The organism is Novosphingobium sp. BL-S-33 (assembly GCF_056857025.1).
Genome location: NZ_CM166475.1, coordinates 21697 through 38341 on the forward strand (window position 1 = coordinate 21697; position 16645 = coordinate 38341).

The 16645-nt window shown below is 64.3% G+C and carries 15 protein-coding genes; 2 read left to right on the top strand and 13 right to left on the bottom strand.

Annotation, left to right across the window (positions count from 1 at the left end; translation table 11 throughout):
- Nucleotides 1-81 precede the first annotated feature (81 nt).
- From AC1VVM_RS17105 to AC1VVM_RS17135, 7 genes are all read right to left on the bottom strand, one after another.
- Entirely contained in the window at nucleotides 82-792 is a 711-nt protein-coding gene (locus tag AC1VVM_RS17105; protein WP_482906545.1) for an energy transducer TonB, read from the bottom strand.
- A complete protein-coding gene (locus AC1VVM_RS17110) occupies nucleotides 782-997 on the bottom strand; it encodes a hypothetical protein (protein WP_482956961.1) in 216 nt (71 codons plus the stop codon). Before AC1VVM_RS17110 ends, AC1VVM_RS17105 begins: the two co-directional genes overlap by 11 nt.
- Nucleotides 994-2028: a PepSY-associated TM helix domain-containing protein gene (locus AC1VVM_RS17115; RefSeq protein WP_482956962.1), complete on the bottom strand. Its 1035-nt coding sequence runs from the start codon at nucleotides 2026-2028 to the stop codon at nucleotides 994-996. Before AC1VVM_RS17115 ends, AC1VVM_RS17110 begins: the two co-directional genes overlap by 4 nt.
- Nucleotides 2029-2050: 22 nt before the next feature.
- Entirely contained in the window at nucleotides 2051-4564 is a 2514-nt protein-coding gene (locus tag AC1VVM_RS17120) for a TonB-dependent siderophore receptor (protein ID WP_482956963.1), read from the bottom strand.
- Between the two features lie 131 nt (nucleotides 4565-4695).
- Complete coding sequence (locus tag AC1VVM_RS17125) at nucleotides 4696-5718, bottom strand: FecR family protein (RefSeq protein WP_482906549.1); 1023 nt, start codon at nucleotides 5716-5718, stop codon at nucleotides 4696-4698.
- A gap of 138 nt (nucleotides 5719-5856) precedes the next feature.
- Complete coding sequence (locus AC1VVM_RS17130; RefSeq protein WP_482906550.1) at nucleotides 5857-6363, bottom strand: sigma-70 family RNA polymerase sigma factor; 507 nt, start codon at nucleotides 6361-6363, stop codon at nucleotides 5857-5859.
- A 265-nt stretch (nucleotides 6364-6628) separates the two neighbouring features.
- Nucleotides 6629-7381: an SDR family NAD(P)-dependent oxidoreductase gene (locus tag AC1VVM_RS17135; RefSeq protein WP_482906551.1), complete on the bottom strand. Its 753-nt coding sequence runs from the start codon at nucleotides 7379-7381 to the stop codon at nucleotides 6629-6631.
- A gap of 113 nt (nucleotides 7382-7494) precedes the next feature.
- On the opposite strand from AC1VVM_RS17135, the gene AC1VVM_RS17140 reads away from it, so the two are divergent.
- The gene (locus AC1VVM_RS17140; RefSeq protein WP_482956964.1) at nucleotides 7495-8397 is read left to right on the top strand and encodes a LysR substrate-binding domain-containing protein; all 903 of its coding nucleotides are present in this window, start codon (nucleotides 7495-7497) and stop codon (nucleotides 8395-8397) included.
- 47 nt (nucleotides 8398-8444) lie between these two features.
- Here AC1VVM_RS17140 and AC1VVM_RS17145 read toward each other — a convergent pair whose 3' ends face one another.
- The 6 genes from AC1VVM_RS17145 to AC1VVM_RS17170 all read right to left on the bottom strand — a co-directional run bounded on the left by AC1VVM_RS17145 (nucleotide 8445) and on the right by AC1VVM_RS17170 (nucleotide 15720).
- Nucleotides 8445-9065, bottom strand: a complete 621-nt coding sequence (locus AC1VVM_RS17145) for a cysteine hydrolase family protein (protein ID WP_482906552.1) — start codon at nucleotides 9063-9065, stop codon at nucleotides 8445-8447.
- 49 nt (nucleotides 9066-9114) lie between these two features.
- Entirely contained in the window at nucleotides 9115-11328 is a 2214-nt protein-coding gene (gene paoC / locus AC1VVM_RS17150; RefSeq protein ID WP_482906553.1) for an aldehyde oxidoreductase molybdenum-binding subunit PaoC, read from the bottom strand.
- Nucleotides 11325-12287, bottom strand: coding sequence for an FAD binding domain-containing protein (locus AC1VVM_RS17155; protein ID WP_482906554.1), 963 nt, complete (start codon nucleotides 12285-12287; stop codon nucleotides 11325-11327). Before AC1VVM_RS17155 ends, paoC begins: the two co-directional genes overlap by 4 nt.
- Complete coding sequence (gene paoA, locus AC1VVM_RS17160) at nucleotides 12284-12928, bottom strand: aldehyde dehydrogenase iron-sulfur subunit PaoA (protein ID WP_482906555.1); 645 nt, start codon at nucleotides 12926-12928, stop codon at nucleotides 12284-12286. The genes AC1VVM_RS17155 and paoA overlap by 4 nt, the downstream gene beginning before the upstream one ends.
- A 373-nt stretch (nucleotides 12929-13301) precedes the next feature.
- Complete coding sequence (locus AC1VVM_RS17165; protein WP_482906556.1) at nucleotides 13302-14072, bottom strand: TIGR02466 family protein; 771 nt, start codon at nucleotides 14070-14072, stop codon at nucleotides 13302-13304.
- A 343-nt stretch (nucleotides 14073-14415) separates the two neighbouring features.
- On the bottom strand, nucleotides 14416-15720 hold the full coding sequence (locus tag AC1VVM_RS17170) for an ammonium transporter (RefSeq protein WP_482906557.1): 1305 nt from the start codon (nucleotides 15718-15720) through the stop codon (nucleotides 14416-14418).
- A gap of 414 nt (nucleotides 15721-16134) precedes the next feature.
- On the opposite strand from AC1VVM_RS17170, the gene AC1VVM_RS17175 reads away from it, so the two are divergent.
- Nucleotides 16135-16623 (top strand): DUF4136 domain-containing protein, encoded by a 489-nt coding sequence (locus AC1VVM_RS17175; protein ID WP_482906558.1) that lies wholly within the window; start codon nucleotides 16135-16137, stop codon nucleotides 16621-16623.
- Nucleotides 16624-16645: the final 22 nt, after the last annotated feature.

The window sequence follows — 16645 nt, forward strand, 5'->3', positions numbered from 1 at the left end:
CTGGGCAGCGGTAGGGGAAGCTGGCCGTCGATAGAGTGGACGGCCTCAGGCAAGCCCGGCGATCACGCGCCTTCGCCGCTCTCAACTCAGCAGGAACTCGACCGGTACGACCAGTTCCACGGTGTCACCGATCCGTTCGGCCGGGGGCTTGGGTAGGGGCTCAGCGCGCTTGGGCAGGGATACGGCCTCGCGATCCAGATCGGGGAATCCCGAACTGCGCTCAAGGCGGCAGGATAGCACTTTGCCCTGCCGGTCCATCACGAAGCGCACGTAAGGGATGCCCTGCTGGTGGCGCGATCTGGCCATTGCCGGATAGTGGCGATGCTGGTTGAGTGCGGCCAGCACCCGGCCCTCCCATGTGTCGGGCGCATTGCTGGCCACTTGCGGGGCGGGCGGCGCGGGGAGCGTCCTGGGCGCGGCGGATTCGGTCTGCTGGGGAGCAGGGGCGGCCGGCTTGGTAACGGCGGCGGTCGGCGCCGGTAGCGATACGATAGGGATGGCGACCGGCGGAGGCGGCGGGACCTTTTGCGGTTCAGCCGGGAGAGGCTTGTTTTCGACCGGCTTGGGCGCATCCTGTTTTTCGGGCGTCTTTTCCGGCGGCGAAGCGGCCGTCCTCAGGTTCACCACCGCGAGCGCCGGAGCAGCCGGAGGCCGGGCCGCGACAAAGGAAATCGCGACAAGAAAACCCGACGCGGCCAGCGCGTAGACGATGACGGTTCCGATCAGCCCGTAGAAGCGCCCGCTCGCGGCGGGGCGGTAGCCCAGTCGTTCGGCTTGCGGTTCACAAGGCATTGTCGTCGATCCTCGTCATCGGCTGAGGAGGGCGCATGACATGCCGCGCGCTTACCAGCAGCGGTGTTGCGAGCGCGGTCCACGACAGGGCCCACCATAAACCGCCTTCACCCAGCAGCGCGGATAGCAACCCGAACAGGGTCAGCCCGGCGAGCGCGACGGGCCAGCCCCATTGCTCGCGGGCGGAAACATGCCGTACCTTCATCCGAGCCTCCTCGGCCTGCGCTTTCCGAACCACAGAAAGAGCCCGGTGGCGAGAACCGCGATCGTCACGATGTCGAGCAAGGCCCAGATGATCTTGAGCGGCAATCCGCCATAGTCGCCAAAATGGAGCGGACGCGCGAGATTGAGGGCATTGAGGTACCATGGGAAGTTCCGGTCCAGTTCGGCCCTTCCGGACCGGACATCGACCATGACGGGGCGATAGAGCCGCCCGGTCAGCGGAGAGCCGCCGTGCATCCAGACGGTCACGTAGCCGGGAGTACCCACCGGCGATGTGGGCAGGACCATGCTGTTCGGAATGAGCGCCGGGGCAGCGCGACGGGCGGCGGCGAGGGCCTGTCCCGGTGTGACGCTTTTGCCTTGGGCCGCTACGATACGGTCGGGCCGGCGGTCAGCGCGCCACACCGCGAAGAGCGGTTCCTCCAGTGTGTTGATCGTGCCGGTTACCGCGACCACCGCCAGCCACGCCGCCGTGGCTATGCCAAGCAGGTTGTGATGGTCCAGCATCCTGACACGCAGCGGCCGCGAGCGACGGATTTCGCCGAACCGCAGGTGGCGGGTGAACGGCGCGTAAAGGACCACGCCCGATAGGACCGCGAGCACTGCGAGCAGCCCGGCAAGCCCAAGCGCAAAGTACCCGGCAAGCCCTGCGAACAGGCGGCTGTGCAGCATGAGCACACCGCCCATCACGTCCGGCCCTGTCGATGGCGCATGAAGCGGCAGCGCCGTACGCGCGTCGAACGCGGTATCGCCCGCCTTCGTGGTGACGAGGTGGACGACGCCGGGTTCCTCATCCTTCCAGTAGATCGCCTGCACCGTGCCATCGGCGTGGGCCGTAATCCGGTCCAGCGGCGCCTCCGGTCCTTGCTCCCCGGCGGGTGCACGGACCAGTCGGCCGTTCGCCGCGTCGATCTCGTCGTGGAAGATCAGCGGCAGGCCGGTCAGGCACAGCATCAACAGAAAGGCCGTGCAGGCGAGGCTCGACCATCGATGGATGACCGACCACGCCTGCATGTTTCGCGCTCTCACCCGGGCATCACCAGCGGTAGGCCAGCGAACCCAGCACCGTACGCCGCAGCCCGAAGGCGCAGAGCGAGGCGCTCTGGCAATAGGCGACGTAGCGCTTGTCCAGCAGGTTGCTGGCGTTGACGCTCAGCTTCCAGCCTTCGAGCGCTTCGCCCATTCCGCTCAGGTCGATGCTGGCGAGCGCATCGACAAGCGTGCTGGCCTTCACCTTGAAGGTGTTGAGGCTGTCGCCATAGGTCGATCCGACATAGCGGACACCGGCGCCGAGCGTCAGGCCGGAGATGTGGCCGCCGTCGAACGTATAGTCCGCCCAGCCGGACGCCTGTTGGCGGGGAACGCCGAAGGGCCGCTTGCCAAGGTTGTTGCCGAAGGCGTTCTCGGTGTCGTTGCTCTTGGTCACCTTGTTGTCGAGGTAAGTGTACGTGGCGATGAGGCCAAGCTGCGGCACCGGGTGTGCGTGCAGTTCGAATTCCACCCCGCGCGAACGGATTTCACCGGTCTGGACGCTGAAGCCCGTATGCGTGGGATCGGGGTCGGGCGTCGTCACATTCTGCTGCGTCAGGTGGAACACCGAGACAGTGGCGAAAGCATTGAGGCCGGTGGGCTGGTACTTGAGGCCCGCCTCGTACTGTTCTCCGGTCGTTGGCCGGAACGCCGATCCGTCATAGCCGGTGCCGACCGTCGGCTGGAACGAGGTGGCATAGCTGACATAAGGCGAAAGGCCGCCAGCAAAGCTGTAGACCGCGCCGACGCGGCCCGTCAGCTTGCTGTCGTTCTGCTTGGTGACCTGCCCGCTGATCCGCTCGTGATCCGTCGATCCTGCCCAGTCCTGACGCAGTCCGGCGAGTATATCGAGCTTGCCTACGCGGATCTGGTCCTGCGCATATAGGCCGAGTTGGTCCTGCCCGACATCCTCGTCACCCGAATAGGCGGGCATCGTGAAGCTCTGGCCGTAGACCGGCGCGAAAGCATCCAGCGTAGGCTGCCCGGCGAAGTCCGACCCATAGCGCTCCTCATAGTCGATCCGGCGATAGTCGAGGCCAACAAGCAGCGTGTGCTCCAGCGCGCCGGTCGAGAACTTCGCCTGCACCTGATTGTCCACCGCGATTTGCCCGAGGCTCTCGTGGTTGGTGAAGGTATATCGGTTGAGCGTGCGCAAGTCGGGCTGGAAGCCATATGTGAACACGTTGTCGAGGCTGTCGCGGATGTGCGTGTAGCGCAAATTCTGGCGCAGCGTCCACGTTTCGCCGATGCAGTGCTCCAGCATGTAGCCAAGCCCCCACTGCGTGCGGCTGTGCCGGTCGAACGAAGGATCGCCGATGTCGAGGCTGGTGGAGACCTTGCCGTTGGGATTGGCCGTCACGGTGCCTTGCGAGGGTACGAAATTGTAGTAGCCCGCCTTGGGATCGTACTGCACGTTGCCCAGCACCGTCAGGTCGGTGTCCTTGTCGATCCGGACAGTAACGGCAGGCGCGAGCGAATAGCGCTCGGTTTCGACGTGGTCGATCTGGGAATCGCTGTGGCGCGCCACGCCGGTCAGCCGGTAGAGAACGTCGCCCCCGGCATCGAGCGGACCGCCGAGATCGACTGCGCCCTGAAAGCGGTTCCAGCTTCCGGCCGAAAGCTGCACTTCATGCAGCGGATCGGCAGTAGGCCGCTTGCTCACCAAATTGACGATGCCTCCGGGGTAAGCCTGCCCGAACAGGACCGAGGCCGGGCCATGCAGCACTTCCACGCGTTCGAGGTTGTAGGGCTCATAGGAGGCGATGTTGTAGGAGACGTCGGGCAGGATCAGCCCATCAAGGTATTCCTCCAGCCGGAAGCCCCGGCCGAACACATATTCCTCGCCATCCGTGTTGACGCCGCGCTGTTCGGCCTGGACGCCGGAGGTGTAGCGCAGCGCCTGCGGCACGCTTTGCGCGGCCTGCGCGGCGATCTGGGCGCTGGTGACGACCGAAATGGCTTGCGGCGTGCGCGCAATCGGAGTGTCGGTTTTGGTTCCGGTCGCGCTGCGCGTTGCGACATAGCCTTCGCCTGGGCCGGTGGGCCGCTGCGGATCGGTGGCGGCGGTATTGGCGGCGCTCTGCGATCCGCTCGATTCCTCCACTCGCACCGGGCCGAGCAGGACCGTGCTCCCGGCAGCCCGCGGCGCGGCTTCGAGCGAGACCGTCGTTCCGACCATCCGGAACGTCAGGCCTGTGCCAATCAGCATCTGGCTCAGCGCCTGCATGGACGAGAGCGATCCCTTCACGGCCTGCGAGGTGCGCCCTTCGAGCAGCGGCGCCTGCGCGCTAACCTGAAGCCCGGACTGCTGGCCGAACGCAGTGAGCGCATTGGCAAGCGGCTGGGCGGGAATATCGAAGCTGCGCACCGCGTCCTGAGCCAGCGCCGGTGCGGCGGCGGTCAGCGCGACTGGCCCGGCCGTCATCAACAATGCCGCCAGTGCGGCACGGCGCGACCTCTTGTTCCGCGAATTATTGCGTCCGGCGAACCCACCCTGAACCACCAAAAATGCCTCCTTCATCGTTATCCCTGACCAGAGGCATTTCCGCTCATGCGTCGCAATAACACCTCTCATCCGAATAGACGCAGCTGCGGGAATTTTTTCGGGAGGCATGAGCGAAATCGGTTTTAGCGCCCGATTCCAGCAAGTTTTCAGCTTGAGGAGATGACGATCATCCACGGCGTGATCGTCTGCACGGACCCGCCATAGGCCTGCGTCAGCCCGCGCAGCGCTTCGGCCGGATCGCTGGCGTTGTAGACGCCGGTGATGCGCTGGTGCGCAAAACCATCGCCTCTGACGACGATGACACCCACAAACCACGGCCGCAGCGCGTCGATCACATCGGTCGCCGGGCGGTCGTGGACGATGATCTGGCGATTGCGCCACGCAGCCATCTGCGCGGGCGGCATCGTACTGCGCTCGACCGCGCCGTCGAATCCCACGCGCAGGGCATCGCCTCCCGCCAGATGCTCGGACACCGGCGGCCGGGCCGCATAAGCGACGCGGACCCGGCCGCTCGTTACTTGCGTGGTGACGCCGCTTGCATCGAGACGGACGTCGAAGGCGGTGCCAATGTCTGTCGTGGTGACGCCGTTCGCATCGACATAGAAGGGACGGGCGGGATCGTGCCGCACGTCGAACCATGCCTCGCCTTTCAGCAGGCGGATTTCCCGGCGGTTGGCGCCGTAGGACACGGCGATGGCGCTGCCCGGCGCGAGATGGGCCAAGCTGCCGTCCGCGAGCCGTGCCTGTTGGAGTTCGGCAGTTCCGGTACGGTAATCCGCCTGCGCACGCAGCATGACCGAAGGCGCGACGGCCAGCATGAGGCAGGCCGCCACCGCCGCTGCAACCAGATGACGCACTCGCAGGCGCCGCCAGCCCGGCGAACGGCGCGTCCCGCCCCGGCGCCGATAGGGTGAGGGACCGGCAGGCAGCACCGGGCGCGGCTCGGCGGCGCGGACGGGAGGGGCATAAGCCGGGCGCGCATCGCCCGCCCGGTCATAGGCATAGGCCACTGCGGCCCAAGCCTCGGCATGGAGCGGCGATGCGGCCAGCCAGTCCTCGAAACGCGCGCGCGTCTCGGGCTCATCGGCCTCCTCGCGCAGCAGGATGACCCACTCCACTGCCTCTTCATCGGCGTGCCGCGCGGCGTCATCGGGGAAAGTGCCCGTCATCCCTGCCCTGTCACCCGTCTTCCCGTTTCCTGCCAGTATCGAGGATCGTTGCGCCTTTCAGGCACATCTTCTCCATCCTCTTACCCAACAGACGCACGAAGCGGCGTGTTTTTCGCGCACGACGCGCATCGATCGCAATTAGCGGGGAATCGCGGCGCGAATTTCGCGGATGGCCGCCGCCACCAGACCATGCGCCACCGTCACGGAGACCCCGAGGCGTGCGGCGATCTCGCGCAATTTTGCGCCTTCAAAGCGATGCATCTCGAAAGCGGTGCGCGTGCGGGGATCCAGTGCATCGAGCACGCGCTGGATGCGGGCGAGTTCGTCGCGCGCGATCAGCATGGCTTCCACCGAAGCCTGGTCATCCGGGAGTTCCGTAAACCGCCGCTCGTCCGCTGGCGCGACAACACGGCCTTCGTGGGCAATCCTGCGGCTGCGATCGATCGACAGATTGCGGAGCACCCGCCACAGCAAGTGCGTGGGCTTGGCGACCTCCTGCACGCGCGCGGCCTGATCCAGCCGCAACCATGCTTCCTGCACAAGGTCTTCTGCGCCGTCCGCATCGCCGCTGACTGCGCCCGCATATTTCACCAATTCGTCCCGGCGCTCGGTAACAATGTCGGTTATGACATCGCGCTGCGGCATCTGCTTCCCTTTCAGCCTCAACGACGACCTGCCGAACTTGCGAGTCATTCGCATGTAGCCAAGCACATCCGCAGCGGCAATGCCTTATTTGTGTGCCCATGCTGCTTGCCGCGAGCGGGCGAGATCGGCACCCTTCCGCTCATTTTGCCACTGTGATGAAAGCAAAGGCCCCTGGATTTCCAGAGGCCTTTGTGTCTCCGCCGCCGCGTTGGACGTCTTGGGGGACGGATGGAGGTTCCCGCCGGCGGAAACCTCCCGATGCGCTTCAGATCTGGACCTGCCCACCGTCGACGAACAGTTCGACCCCGTTGACGAAGCTGGCCTCGTCGGAGGCGAGGAACAGGACCGCCTTGGCAATTTCCTCCGGCTGGCCGACACGCCCGGCGGGGATCAGTCCGGCAAGGTAGTCCTTCGTGCCTTCCGCCTGCTCGCCGCCGCCGAACAGTTCATTGAGCCCGGCCGTTTCCGTCACGCCGGGGCTGACGGCATTCACGCGGATGCGGCGGTCCTTGAGGTCCAAAATCCAGTTGCGGGCAAAGTTGCGGACTGCCGCCTTGGTGGCCGAATATACGCTGAGGGCAGGGGTGCCCGACACGCTGGTCGTCGAGGCGGTGAGGATGATCGAGCCGCCGTCGCGGATCAGCGGAAGCGCCTTCTGGACAGTGAACAGGACGCCCTTGACGTTCGTGTCGAAAGTGCGCTGGTAGTGCTCTTCGGTGATCGCGCCGAGCGGGGCGAACTCACCGCCGCCGGCATTGGCGAAGACCACATCGATCTGGGCATGCTTCTGCTGGACTGCGTCGTAGAGCTTGTCGATATCGGCAAGCTGCGCCATGTCGCCGCGCACGCCGGTCACGCGGCCACCGATCGCACGGACCGCCGCATCGAGGGTGTCCTGACGCCGTCCGGTGATGAACACCGAGGCGCCCTCATCGGCGAATGCCTTGGCAGTTGCCAGCCCGATGCCGCTGGTGCCGCCGGTTACCACTACGACCTTGCCATTGAACTTGTCCGTCATTGTCTTTCTCCTTGAAGCTGGCGGCGGGATCGCCGTTGCCCCTTGGAAATGCATCCAGAACGATGATGCGTGTAGACGGCAAATGTGGCACTTAGCGTTCCATTGGAGGAACGATGATGAAAATCGATCTCAACGACTATGCCTATTTCGCCGAGGTCGTGACTCATGGTGGCTTCGCGGCCGCCGGGCGCGCTTTGCGCGAACCCAAATCCAAGCTCAGCCGCCGCATTGCGGGACTGGAAGAGCGTCTGGGCCTGCGTCTTATCGAACGATCGAGCCGGCGCTTTCGCGTAACCGACACCGGGCAGGCGTTTTACGAGCGATGCCGCACGATTCTGGCCGAAGTGGAACAGGCCGAGACCCTGGTCATGCAGGCGCAGGCCGAACCTCACGGCCGGGTGCGCTTCAGTTGCCCGACCGGTCTGGTCGAGCTGGTTTCGGCGTTTCTTCCCTCATTTCTCGTACGATACCCCAAGATCCGCCTTCAACTCGTAGCGACGGACCGGGCGGTCGACCTGATCGACGAGCGCATCGACGTAGCCCTGCGCGTGCGGACGGCGCTGACGAGCGACGCGTCTCTGACCATGCGTTCGCTGGGGACTTCGACGCGCATCCTCGTGGGAAGCCCCCAAATGGCGAGCCGCGTGAAAGAGGTTGCGCAATTGCCCGATCTGCCTTGCCTGAGCACGAGCGACAGCAGCGACGAGATTCAATGGTTGCTGGAAACCGACGAGGGAGCCTCGCATCATGTCCGCTTTTCCCCTCGGCTCTCATGTGAAGACATGCTGGCGGTGAGGAACGCCGCGATCGACGGCCTCGGCATTGCGCTTCTTCCCGACCATGTTTGCCGCGAAGCACTCGCCGATGGGCGACTGGTGCATGTGCTTCCGGCCTGGCGAGGTCAGAAGGGGATCGTGCATCTGGTCTTCACGACACGCCGAGGTCTTCCCCCTGCCGTCAGGGCGTGGATCGACCATCTGGCAACCGGGTTCCCCATTCCGCCGCCGACATCGTGATCGTCATCGTGACCGGGCGTTCCGAACTATAGCGTCACTCGCCCGTTTCAGGCTTTGGAGAGCGCGTGTCGGTCAAGTTCTTCCAGAAAGGCATCATGGCGCATCGGACGGGAGAACATCGGAAAGTTCTTCTCGGTCGCAAGCTGCTGTTCTTCTTCGGAGAGCGTGGCGGTGCAATCCGTTAGCGTGACGACGCGGTACCCGCGCTCATAGGCGCTGCGCATGGTCGATTCGACGCAGCAATTGGTCAGGAAGCCCGCGATGGCGACATCCGTTATTCCGCGCTGGCGCAGGATGAAATCGATGTTGGTACTGGCGAAACAGTCGAGGCCGCGCTTGCCTTCTATGACAATGTCGCCGGATTGAGGCGCCAGGACATCCACGATCGCCGCGCCCCAGCTTCCCTGCTTGAAGGCCCCGGCAGCTTTCACGCCCGCAAGGATGCCGTAGGCGTCGCTGGCGATCTCCGGATAGCCGTCAGCGAACGAGATCGGCGCATACATCACGCTCACCCCGGCGGCCCGCGCCTGCTCGACCAGTGCCTGCGTGTTGGCGAGCATGTCGGTGCTGTCCATCACTGCCTTGACCGCATCATGCTGGGCGCCGCCCGGGCTTGTGAAGTCGTTCTGGAATTCGATCAGGACCAGGGCCGTCGTGTCGGGATTCATGATCGTTCTCCAGGAAGGGATAATCCAGGTCGTTTCGGGTTCGACCGCCTCAAATCAGCGTGGGCAATCCGGCGAGGTGTTTGTCGAGCGTGATCGGATAGTCGCGCACACGGACCCCGGTGGCATTGTAAACGGCATTGGCGACGGCCGCGCCGACACCCGCCAGACCCAGTTCGCCCACGCCCTTGGCCTTCATCGGCGATACGGTGGCGTCCGCCTCGTCGATGAAGTGTACTTCCTGATGCGGGATATCGGCGTGGACGGGGACTTCATAGCCGGCAAGGTCGTGGTTCACAAAGAACCCGAAGCGCTTGTCCACGGCGAGTTCCTCCATCAGTGCGCCGCCCACGCCCATCGTCATTGCGCCGATCATCTGGCTGCGCGCGGTTCGCGGATTGAGGATGCGTCCGGCAGCGCAGACCGCCAACATGCGGCGTACGCGGATCTCACCGGTGAAGGAATCCACGGCCGCCTCCACGAAGTGGGCGCCGAACGTCGATTGCTGGAACTGCTTCGAGAGATTGCCCCATTCGATCCTGCCCTCGGCGACGAGTTCGCCTGCGTGGGCGGCTTCCGCGAGCGTGGCGGAGCGATTGTCCGCTCGGACCAGGCCATCCGCGAATTCCGCTCGCTCAGGATCATATCCCAGCCGCTGCGCCACCGCCTCGCGCAGCTTGACGCAGGCTGCATAGACGCCCGAAGTGGAACTGTTCGCGCCGAACTGCCCGCCGGAGCCCGAAGATACCGGGAACGCGGAATCCCCCAGCCGCACCACGACCCTGTCAATATCCACGCCCATCATCTCGGCCGCGGTCTGGGCGATGATCGTGTAGCTGCCGGTGCCGATGTCGGTCATGTCGGTTTCGACCGTGACGATGCCCTGATCGTTCAATCGGACGCGGGCGGCTGACGCGATGTTGATATTGTTGCGAAAAGCGGCCGCCACGCCCATGCCCACGAGCCAGCGGCCCTCTCGCAGCTGTGCCGGCGTGGCGAGGCGGCGGTGCCAGCCGAAGTGCTCGGCGCCTTCCTTCAGGCAGCGCACGAGGTTTCGCTGGGAGAAGGGGCGCGTCGGTTTCTCTGGATCGACTTGCGTATCGTTGAGCACGCGGAAGGCGACCGGGTCCATCTTCAGCTTCTCGGCCATTTCGTCGACCGCGATTTCAAGCGCCATCAGGCCCGGCGCCTCACCCGGCGCGCGCATGGCATTGCCTTCGGGCAGATCGAGTTCGGCCAGCCGCATGGCGGTCATCCGGTTGGCCCCGGCGTAGAGCAGCTTGGTTTGCTGCGTCGCCACTTCGGGGCCGCCACCGGGCAGGTCGCCCGACCAGCTTTGGTGGCCGATGGCGACGAGCTTGCCGTCCCGCGTGGCGCCAAGGCGGATGCGCTGGATCGTCGCCGGGCGGTGGGTGGCGTTGTTCATTATAAAGGGCCGGGGAAGCGCCAGTTTCACAGGCCGGCCAACCGCCTTGGCGCCGAGCGAGGCCATGACGGCGTCGGACCGGAGGAACAGCTTGCCCCCGAAACCACCGCCGACATAGGGCGACATGATCCGCACTTTTTCGAGCGGTAAGCTTAGCGTTGTGGCGAGATCCTCGCGGTTCCAAGCGATCATCTGGTTCGAGGTCCAGAGTGAAAGCGCATCGCCTTCCCACCACGCGATCGTCGCGAAAGGCTCCATCATCGCGTGGTTCTGGTCGGGCGTGGTATATGTCTGGTCGATCTGGACAGGCGCTGCCGCGAAGGCCGTTTCGAAGTCGCCGGTCGCGGTATCGGCATCCGATCCCGTAAGCGCCTTGGCGTTCGGCTTTTCTTGCGCCAGATCGAAGCGGCCCTGTCCGCGCGTATAGGCGACGTGAACCGCATTGGCGGCGGCACGGGCCTGTTCGAAGCTCTCGGCAACGACGATCGCGACGGCCTGATGATAGTGCTCGATATCGGGGCCGCCGAGCAGGTTGGCGGTGTTCTTGTTGCCTTTCCCCAATGGGCCGAAGCCCAATGCGCCGAGGTCCTGCGCGGTCACGATGGCGAGCACGCCGGGCATGTGCTGGGCCGCCGTCCGGTCGATGGAGTCGATCCGGCCCTTGGCGATCGCGGCACCCACCACGTATCCATAGACGGGCGCGCCGGGATATTGCTGGTGCTCGTAGGCGTAAGCCGCTGTTCCGGTTGTCTTGAGCGGCCCCTCAACGCGTTCGTGCGGTTGCCCCACCACCTTCATGCGATCGATGGGATTGGTGCCTGCGGGGGTGTCGAACTTCATGCCCGGTTCTCCGCGCGTGCCTCTGCCATAACGCCCGCCAGCGTGCGTTCGGCAAGGGGAACCTTGAAGGCATTCTCATGCGTCGGTCGGGCCCCGGCGAAGACTTGCGCGGCAACCGCCGCCGCACCGTCACGCATGGCCGCTTCGGCAGCCTCGACCCGCCAGGGCCGGGGCGCCACGCCGCCGAAGGCCGCGCGCCCGCTGCCGTCTGGCTGGATCACCGCCGCTACCGAAACGATGGCGAAGGCGTAAGAGGCGCGGTCGCGCACTTTGTGGTAAAGATGCCGCCCGCCCAGGGGCCTCGGCAGTTTTACCGCGGTTATCAGCTCGCCGGGCTGGAGCGCCGTTTCGACATGCGGGGTATCACCCGGCAGTCGGTGGAACTCGGCAATAGGCATGGTGCGAGTCTTGCCCTGTCCATCCACCGTCTCGACCGAGGCATCGAGAAGTCGCAGCGCAACTGCCATGTCGCCGGGGTTGGTGGCGATGCACGCATCGCTTGTGCCGATAACGCCCAGCAGACGATTTACGCCGCCGATTGCCGCGCAGCCCGACCCGGGCTTGCGCTTGTTGCAGGCCTGATTGGTGTCGTAGAAATAGGGACAACGCGTTCGCTGGAGCAGGTTGCCGCCCACGGTTGCCTTGTTTCGCAGCTGCCCCGAGGCACCCGCAACGATCGCGCGAGTGAGCACGCCATAATCGCGGCGCACGCGTGGATCGGCCGCAAGTGCGGTGTTGGTAACCAGCGTTCCGATGCGCAGGCCGCCGTCGTCGGTAGGCTCGATCCGGTCGAGGCCGATATCCTGAACGTCGACCAGATGGGTGGGCGTTTCGATCTCAAGCTTCATGAGGTCGAGCAGGTTGGTGCCCCCGGCGATGAACCGGGCACCGCGCTTGCCTGCTACCGCCTCCGCAGCGGCTTGCGGCGAGCGGGCGCGTTCGTAGGTGAACGCTCTCACGAGGCTGTCCCCGCGACTTCCGCCATGGCTTCGGCGATGTTGGAGTAGGCGCCGCAGCGGCAGATATTGCCGCTCATGCGTTCGCGCATCTCCATGTTCGTGGCCTTGGCGGCGTGGGTGATATCGGCCTGGACATGGCTGGGCACGCCCGCCTTGATCTCCTCGAGCACGGCAACGGCGGAGCAGATCTGACCGGGCGTGCAATAGCCGCACTGGTAGCCGTCATGCTTGATGAAGGCCGCCTGCATTGGATGCAGGTCGCTCGGGGTGCCCAATCCCTCGATAGTGGTCACTTTGTCGCCCTCGTGCATGACGGCAAGGGTCAGGCACGAATTGATCCTGACGCCGTCAACGAGCACCGTGCAGGCACCGCACTGGCCGTGGTCGCAGCCTTTCTTGGTGCCGGTGAGCTTCAAATGATCGCGCAGCGCGTCGAGCAGCGTCGTGCGGGTATCGAGCGTGAGCGAGACCGGCTTGCCATTGACTTCCATCGACACCGGCATGGTGGGCGGCATGGTCAGCGGCGGGGCCTCGACATTCTGGGAAGCGCCCCCGATCGGAACCGCACTGAGGCCGACACTGGCGGCGCTCCCCGCAAGGACCACGCGGCGCGATACGGCGAGAGGGGATCGATGGCTCATGGACGTCCTTTCGCACAAGGAACTCAGATCGAAGGCAGGCAGTTTCCGGCGCTACGATAACGATGGGCAGCCGAAAACGGGCATGAACATCGTTCATTGCTCCCTTGAAGGCAGATCATGGATCTTTCGCCAAGCTTGCGCAATGACGCGCATCGGTCTTTTCGGAGGCTAAGGGTAGGCGCCGGCGCGCGCCGTGTGCGGCAGCTTCTGCGCGATCGCGTCTCAGAGGCTGGTCGAAAACGCCCAAAAGGGCGTTTTCGGCGCCGCATCGGCCGCCGAAGCTGTCGCTTCGCTGCGGCCGGATTTGCGCGGAGCCCATCCAGCATAGGGGGGGCGTGGGGGGCATGGCCGGCCGCCCCCGGTGAAGTGGGCCTTACGCCGCCAGCGGCGGTACGAAGTTGATCGCCACGGAAATCCTGGGCCGCTTGCCTTCAAAAATGTTCACCGCATGTATCAGCCATGACGGAAACATGAGCAGCGTGCCGGACGAGGGGCGAACCTGATGCTTGAGGCCTGCCAACAAGCAACCCTCGATCCGCATCTTTATCGCAGCTGTGAGCATGATAGGCATGGAGCCGCGTGGGTCGAGGAATTCGAGCTCTCCGCCCAAACCTTCGGCGTCATCCATTCCGTCATCGACCCAATATACGGCCGACCAGTAGCAACCGGGATGTGCATGCCCGATGTTGCCTTGGCCGTGTCGGTTCACATTCGCCCAAGCATTGAAAGCCCAGTCAAGATTGGCTTCAAGCAAGCCCTGCTGGGGATGCCATATGGCGGACATCCTGTTGGCGAAAGCCAGGGCGAAGGCAACGAGATCCGCGCCTGCCTCGCCGCTCCAGTCGAGGAAGTCATCCTGTGATTGCCAGCCGCCCTGATTGCTGTGCCGAACGCCGGGATCGGCTGCTTCCCGCGCCAATATGGCCGTGGTCAGATCGCGGTTGAGGCGCGAAGCATCGGGATGCTCGATGCTGGCCAACGGCGTCGGAAAGATCTTGCTGACTTGTATCGCGTCTGAATTGACCAACGAGGCCGTGTCTGATGCGCGTTGATGAATTGGCGATCGCATGAATTTCCGTTTGTTCTTAAAGAAATGAGGACGGAAACAGACAGGCGCAGCTTGACCGGTTTTGCCACTGGCCATGGCCGGTGATTGCCCCTCCGAAAGGGCTTTCGGTCGAGAGTATTCTTTACCGGAGCTGCGGGTGTTTATAGTGCCGTCGTGGCTATCGGCATGGCCACTACGACCTCAGCGATGCGCAATGATGTCGCAAATATTGCAGCATTATTGCAGGTCGTTGGGCGGCATGAAGGATGACGTGAACCAGACGCGACATAGCGTACGCACCTACCCGAGAGGGCCGAGGCGTATTCGGTTCGAAAGCACTTGCGCCGGTTGGAACGCTAGATCCGGGGCAAACCCGAAGGCACCGGCGCCACCTGTTTCCAGCAGCAGGTTCGCCTTCGGGACAGGGTCAGAGGGTGACTTAATCCAACTCCCAGGCCCGTTCACCGTGCGATGACAGGTCAAGCCCGTCGACTTCCTCGTCCTCGCTGACCCGCATCGGCAGGACCCGTGCAAGCGAAAGCCCGATGGCTACGGTTGCAACCGCAGACCAAAGCGCGACCACACTCACGCCCAGCAACTGCGCGACGAGTTGGCGGGCCACGGACATGCCCTCAGCGTAGCCGACGCCGCCCAGGCCGCCGGATAGGAAAACACCAAGCAGGAGCGAACCTGCCATGCCTCCCACGCCATGGACGGCAAAGACGTCGAGCGAGTCATCGATTTCCCACTTGTGCTTGACCAGCAGGATCATCGGGAAGCAGATACCGGCTCCCACCACGCCGAACAGCAGGGCGGCGCCGGGCGCAATGAAGCCCGCGGCCGGGGTCACTGTCGCCAATCCCGCGATCGCGCCGGTGGCAAAGCCCACGCTGGTTGGCTTGCCCAAAGTGATACGCTCGATCAGCAGCCACGATATCGCGGCAGCCGAGGCGGCGATATGGGTGTTGATGATCGCGTTCACCGCCGTGCCGTTGCCAGCCAGGGCCGATCCGCCGTTGAAGCCGAACCATCCCACCCACAGCAGGCCAGCGCCGGCCATGGTAAGGGCCGGGCTGTGCGGCAGCATCAGCGCTTTGGGAAAGCCCTGACGCTTGCCCAGCATGATCGCGACGATCAAAGCCGAGACCCCGGCCGTGGTATGCACCACGATGCCGCCAGCATAGTCCAGCGTGCCCCATTGGGTCGCCAGCCAACCGCCGCCCCAGATCCAGTGCGCGACCGGTGCGTAGACAACGAGGCTCCACAGTGCGCAAAAGCCGATGACCCAGCTGAAGCGGGCCCGGTCGACCCAGGCCCCGACCATGAGCGCTGGCGTGATGGCTGCAAAGCACATCTCGAACAAGGCATAGGCATTTTCAGGCAAGGTGAGTCCGGCGCGCATGGCCGGGAGGCCGGAGAGCATCAGCGCGTTTGCGGAGCCGAACCAGCCGTTGGTGACTGTGCCAAAGGCGATGGTGTACCCGCACACAATCCATAACAGCGATGCGATCGCGGCGACCGCACCTACCTGAACAAGCACCGCCAGGAAGTTTTTGGCACGCACCAGCCCTCCGTAGAAGAGGCCGAGGCCGGGCATGCACATCATCAGTACCAGCGCGGACGAGATCAGGATCCAGACAGTATCCGCGCCATTGGGCTGATTGGAGACCGCGCTCGCTGCGTGGGCGAGCGTTGGCGTAGACACACCGGCAAATGCCAGCGGCCACGCAATATTCTTGCGCATGGAAGAGGTCCCTCGATCTGACCGGACGATGGAGCTGCCGATTCTTGTTCACGGCGCCCTTAGAAGAACGAGCGGTGGGGTGGCAAGCCTGAGGAAGGGGCAAGCGAAATGCGGAGAAGAGAGAAGCGGCGCGCCCGCCTCCTTTCTCGTCATCTCAAGGGGCGGATTACGACATTTCTGTCTCTCAGGACGGCCTTTCGTCGCCCTCGCCAGCCTGCAAGATGCTGAAACCCGAGGTGGTCTGGCGTGGGGTCTTCTACATCCGCGATTGCGCACCGACGGATCCGCGTGAGTGTCGCAAATTTCGCGCAAGATCGGGGTTACCGCCCATATTTCTCGGGAAAAACCGCAATAACACGAGAATCGGTGCGCGTTAGTCTCGCGGCCATCCAATGGCCGATGCGGAGGTTGAAAATGAAACGGATTGCACTTTGTCTGGCAATGGCAATCGCGCTGGGAACGCCCACGGCAAGCTTTTCGAAAGTTTCGTCGGATGTAACGCCCGGCGTGAACTTCGCCGAGTACAAGACATTCCATATCGTGAATGAGCGCCCGCCATCCGGCATGGATCCGGTGGCATTCGAGCGCATCCGGATGGGGGTGGAGCAGGGCCTGACCAGCAAGGGCTATGCCAAGGCGGACGACGGTGACCTTGCCGTCATCATCACCGTCGGTGCCAAGGACAAGACCGATGTCGAGACCTGGGGCGCCTTCGGGCGGCAGGTGGACGTACGCCAATATACGGAAGGTCAGCTGTCCGTGGATGCCTTCGACGCGAAGACGAAACGGCCGCTCTGGCACGGCAAGGCGGTCGACGATGTCGGCTCGAAGCTCAATACCGACAAAGTGGAGAAGGAGGTCGCCAAGCTGATGGCGCAATTCCCGGCGCGATCGGCGGCCTGACCTAACGATTCATCCCGATCTC

Excerpts from the sequence above, each read along its gene's own strand:
- AC1VVM_RS17105 (WP_482906545.1), bottom strand. The coding sequence starts at position 792 with ATGCCTTGTGAACCGCAAGCCGAACGACTGGGCTACCGCCCCGCCGCG.
- AC1VVM_RS17110 (WP_482956961.1), bottom strand. The coding sequence starts at position 997 with ATGAAGGTACGGCATGTTTCCGCCCGCGAGCAATGGGGCTGGCCCGTC.
- AC1VVM_RS17115 (WP_482956962.1), bottom strand. The coding sequence starts at position 2,028 with ATGCAGGCGTGGTCGGTCATCCATCGATGGTCGAGCCTCGCCTGCACG.
- AC1VVM_RS17120 (WP_482956963.1), bottom strand. The coding sequence starts at position 4,564 with ATGAAGGAGGCATTTTTGGTGGTTCAGGGTGGGTTCGCCGGACGCAAT.
- AC1VVM_RS17125 (WP_482906549.1), bottom strand. The coding sequence starts at position 5,718 with ATGACGGGCACTTTCCCCGATGACGCCGCGCGGCACGCCGATGAAGAG.
- AC1VVM_RS17130 (WP_482906550.1), bottom strand. The coding sequence starts at position 6,363 with ATGCCGCAGCGCGATGTCATAACCGACATTGTTACCGAGCGCCGGGAC.
- AC1VVM_RS17135 (WP_482906551.1), bottom strand. The coding sequence starts at position 7,381 with ATGACGGACAAGTTCAATGGCAAGGTCGTAGTGGTAACCGGCGGCACC.
- AC1VVM_RS17140 (WP_482956964.1), top strand. The coding sequence starts at position 7,495 with ATGATGAAAATCGATCTCAACGACTATGCCTATTTCGCCGAGGTCGTG.
- AC1VVM_RS17145 (WP_482906552.1), bottom strand. The coding sequence starts at position 9,065 with ATGAATCCCGACACGACGGCCCTGGTCCTGATCGAATTCCAGAACGAC.
- paoC (WP_482906553.1), bottom strand. The coding sequence starts at position 11,328 with ATGAAGTTCGACACCCCCGCAGGCACCAATCCCATCGATCGCATGAAG.
- paoA (WP_482906555.1), bottom strand. The coding sequence starts at position 12,928 with ATGAGCCATCGATCCCCTCTCGCCGTATCGCGCCGCGTGGTCCTTGCG.
- AC1VVM_RS17165 (WP_482906556.1), bottom strand. The coding sequence starts at position 14,072 with ATGGCCAGTGGCAAAACCGGTCAAGCTGCGCCTGTCTGTTTCCGTCCT.
- AC1VVM_RS17170 (WP_482906557.1), bottom strand. The coding sequence starts at position 15,720 with ATGCGCAAGAATATTGCGTGGCCGCTGGCATTTGCCGGTGTGTCTACG.
- AC1VVM_RS17175 (WP_482906558.1), top strand. The coding sequence starts at position 16,135 with ATGAAACGGATTGCACTTTGTCTGGCAATGGCAATCGCGCTGGGAACG.